This window comes from Paenisporosarcina sp. P4_E4_2 (assembly GCF_056401595.1).
Map to the genome: position 1 here is coordinate 1 of NZ_JBFUJC010000293.1, position 3,954 is coordinate 3,954.

Annotated in this window: 5 protein-coding genes; 2 read left to right on the top strand and 3 right to left on the bottom strand. The window is 38.9% G+C overall.

The features are described 5' to 3' along the window. The 3 genes from AC1DSB_RS15690 to AC1DSB_RS15700 all read right to left on the bottom strand — a co-directional run. The coding region (locus tag AC1DSB_RS15690; RefSeq protein ID WP_477587064.1) for an ABC transporter permease at positions 1-611 on the bottom strand (611 nt) is incomplete at its 3' end. Continuing rightward, entirely contained in the window at positions 612-1,514 is a 903-nt protein-coding gene (locus AC1DSB_RS15695) for an ABC transporter ATP-binding protein (RefSeq protein WP_477587065.1), read from the bottom strand. 397 nt (positions 1,515-1,911) lie between these two features. Then, the gene (locus AC1DSB_RS15700) at positions 1,912-2,325 is read right to left on the bottom strand and encodes a hypothetical protein (protein ID WP_477531907.1); all 414 of its coding nucleotides are present in this window, start codon (positions 2,323-2,325) and stop codon (positions 1,912-1,914) included. Between the two features lie 225 nt (positions 2,326-2,550). Here AC1DSB_RS15700 and AC1DSB_RS15705 point away from each other — a divergent pair, with 225 nt between their 5' ends. After that, entirely contained in the window at positions 2,551-2,742 is a 192-nt protein-coding gene (locus AC1DSB_RS15705; protein ID WP_477531908.1) for a hypothetical protein, read from the top strand. Between the two features lie 148 nt (positions 2,743-2,890). After that, entirely contained in the window at positions 2,891-3,874 is a 984-nt protein-coding gene (gene guaC / locus AC1DSB_RS15710; RefSeq protein WP_477531909.1) for a GMP reductase, read from the top strand. Positions 3,875-3,954: the final 80 nt, after the last annotated feature.

The window sequence follows — 3,954 nt, forward strand, 5'->3', positions numbered from 1 at the left end:
CCGTAATTGTATGCGGGCAACCAAGACCCCAATGTTTGGATTGTTTTCGGCAACACTTCCATTGGCATCCACATACCACCTGTGATTGCCAGAAGCATATAAACCATGTTACTGACCCCACTAGCTGTTTCTACCTTCTTCATCGTCCCAACCAGGACACCAATACCAAGGAAAGGAATAGAACCTACTAAAATCCACAATCCACTCATTATCCAGTCCATCGCAGGCAAAGATACCCCATTAATCAAAACCCCTGCAACGAAAAGCACAACAATTGACAACACATGAATCATCGTTTGCCCCAGCATTTTTGACAGGAAATAGACCATTCCAGAGAGCGGTGTCACTTTCATGAATGTTGTCCAGCCCTGTGATTGTTCCTGTACCATCCGTATGCCCAACGTCATGATTGCACTTCCCATTACACTGAACGTCGTAATGGACATCAGGAAGTGTGCATTCCATAGTTCTCTGTCAGGAACATCCGTATTCATGATTTTTGTAAAAATCACATAAAACACAATTGGCATAAAAAGTGACCAGAAAAGATAATATGGGTTACGGAAAATCCGTAAACCTTCAATTTTGCATTGATTTAGGAACATATTCATTTAGATGACCTCCTGTGGTTCAATTGTCAATTGTTCAAATGCTTCCTCAAGACGTCCTTTTTCAACCGCAATATCACTTACTTCAAATTTAGATTCAAAAATTTTATGTAAGACCGCATCCGTGTTACTGGTGAACACATGAATCCGTCCATTTTTTTCAAGGACTTTTGACACATATGGCTCTTGAAGGAAAAGCATTTCAGATTCCACTTTTGAGGCAATGAATGAAATAGACTGAGTCAAAAGATTGCCTTTAATTTTTTCAGGGCTTCCGTCCGCAACTATTTTTCCTTTATGGAATAAAATGATTCGGTCAGCTATATCATCAGCTTCTTGCAAGTAATGCGTGGAAAATAGAATCGTCTTTCCTTGGTCGGCCAGTGTTCTCACGGTATCCCAAAAAACTTTACGTGCTGCTATATCCATTCCGACCGTCGGCTCATCAAAAAACAAAAGATCCGGATTACCCGCAAGTGCTAAAGCAAAACCGACTCTACGTTTTTGGCCACCCGATAGCTTTTCAGTTCGTTTGTTCAATTCTTCTTCGTTCAATCCCGTTAAGCCGATTAGCTGATCGAGCGACAGCGGTTCTGGATAGTAACTTCTAAACAGACGGATGATTTCCTTCACCTTTAGTCCATCCATCAAACTGACTTCTTGTAGCATCACGCCTATTCTTTCCCGAACCTTCACTTCATTCGCATTTGATTGGAACAGCTTGGATTCGCCACTTGTCGGATGCAATAGGCCAAGCATCATGAGGATGGTCGTGCTCTTGCCAGCCCCATTAGGACCTAGAATCGCAACGACTTCTCCTTTCTCAACCGAAAACGAAACATCGTCCACCGCTTTATTGTCTTTAAATGTTTTTGTAAGTCCTATAATTTCAACAACTTTTCCCAATCCTTCAGCCCCCATTAGCATAATGCTTTTTCACTTTGAAATTTACGTTCATATCCAGTCTATTACGTCTTGAAATACACGCATTTGGCTCTACCTTTTGTTACATCCCTTCCATCTCGATGGCAAAATGAATCCCACTAGTTGAATGTCCATTATCAATGACTTGTTATAAATTCCTACATGCATGTAAACAATTGCAATAGTGTACATTTTTGTTTTCGTTAAGAGTTACAGAAATCCCTCTTTTTTACAATAACTAATATAAAGTTTCGCTAAGTTATCGCACACCACGCCTTCTCTATTCTTAATTAATGTGTAGTCCATCGTGACTCTGGTTGGACGAGTTGGTCCTTTACACAAAAAAATGGTCAATCCACATTGGACTGACCATGATCAATTACTTCTTATAGATTTCTTTATAAGCAATGACTTGCAACGCCAACATTTCTTCTTCCGTTAAGTCCTCATTGAGGGCCTGCAATACTTCTTCTTTAGATGCAGAGCCATTTTTCACTTTTGCTTGTAAATCTTGAAGCTTAGTGACGCCAACCTTTTTGACCAGGACGCGTGTGGCTTCTCCTTTAGTAGTAAAAGGCAATGTACTTTCATCTGCCGACTCGGCTTCCTTCATCATTTCCATCAGTTCAGGGTCATTTTCTATATAGGATTTCACTTCATTTATTTGCCCACTAGCCTCGAGTTCCGTTGAAACGGAATCAACCACTTTTTCCGAAGCGACATTGGTTCCGAAATAATAAAGTCCATAGCCTGCTAGTCCTAAAATCAGGATTACAACTAACAATTTCTTCATCTTCTCACTCCTTTTTTACGGTGCATTATATAACAGACGTCTGGGAACACAAAAAGTAACGGCTTTCATCTGTTCAATTTTTACCAATTATTTTTTTATTTTTTGTATCATTTGATTATTTATGGCATATACATATTGAATGTGGTCAAAATTGAAACCATGTTTTCATTGGAATGCATGCAATGAAATGATCATACGCAAAAATTAAAAAGAGAAGGTGAGTACATGATTAATCATTATGAATTGCAACAAATGATGGAAGCGAAAAGAATGGAGATAGATCGTCAAATTGAAATGCAGTCTTATTTCCTACAGGGAGAGCAGACAAAAGCAAGTTTGAGTATGTTGGAACTGTTCAAGAAAATGTTCAGCAATCGAAGAAATAGCAGCAAGGACAAATATTGTGAAAATTGCTAGAAGCTTAGATAAGCATGCGGAAATTGCGTTACTTCTTTCATTATCTTGATAAAAACTTTGACATACAAGTTAATTTGTTATAAGTTACCCTATGGACGAACAATTACAATTAACTTAGCTTTAATATTCGTGTTTAGGAGTGCTTATTATGGAAAATGTGTTTGATTATGAAGATATTCAATTGATTCCGGCAAAATGTATAGTTAATAGCCGTTCAGAATGTGATACAACAGTCGCTTTGGGCGAACATACCTTCAAGTTGCCTGTGGTGCCAGCAAATATGCAGACGATTATTGACGAAAAGATTGCGATTTACTTAGCTGAAAATGGTTACTTCTATGTAATGCATCGTTTTCAACCTGAGAAGCGAGTAGACTTTATCAAAAATATGCATTCCCGTGAATTAATCGCATCAATTAGTGTTGGAGTTAAAGAAGAAGAATATCATTTCATCCAACAATTGGCTGATGAGCAACTTATACCGGAATACATCACGATTGATATTGCTCACGGGCATTCTAACGCTGTGATTGAGATGATTCAGCATATCAAGAAGCACTTGCCTAAAAGTTTTGTTATTGCTGGAAATGTCGGAACCCCGGAAGCAGTTAGAGAATTAGAGAATGCAGGTGCGGATGCGACTAAAGTGGGCATTGGACCAGGGAAAGTCTGTATCACGAAGATTAAGACCGGATTTGGAACGGGTGGTTGGCAATTGGCTGCACTTCGTTGGTGTGCCAAAGCTGCAAGCAAGCCGATTATTGCTGATGGTGGTATTCGTACACATGGCGATATTGCGAAATCAGTCCGATTTGGTGCTTCCATGGTTATGATTGGTTCATTATTTGCCGGTCATGATGAATCTCCAGGAGAAACAGTTGAAAAAAATGGCAAGCTATTTAAAGAATATTTTGGTTCCGCTTCGGAATTCCAAAAAGGCGAAAAGAAGAATGTTGAAGGCAAGAAAATGTTTGTTGAGCATAAAGGTGCTTTGGACGATACGTTGAAAGAAATGGAACAAGATCTTCAATCCGCTATATCCTATTCGGGAGGAAACAAGTTAGAAGCCATCCGCAACGTGGATTATGTAATCGTCAAGAATTCTATTTTTAACGGTGACAAAGTGTATTAAGATTACGCTGAATTTCTTATGAATTTCCAGTAAAATGATTGGCATATTCATATAAAACGGGCGGCTGAAGATTGTACTTC

Excerpts from the sequence above, each read along its gene's own strand:
- guaC (WP_477531909.1), top strand. The coding sequence starts at position 2,891 with ATGGAAAATGTGTTTGATTATGAAGATATTCAATTGATTCCGGCAAAA.
- AC1DSB_RS15700 (WP_477531907.1), bottom strand. The coding sequence starts at position 2,325 with ATGAAGAAATTGTTAGTTGTAATCCTGATTTTAGGACTAGCAGGCTAT.
- AC1DSB_RS15705 (WP_477531908.1), top strand. The coding sequence starts at position 2,551 with ATGATTAATCATTATGAATTGCAACAAATGATGGAAGCGAAAAGAATG.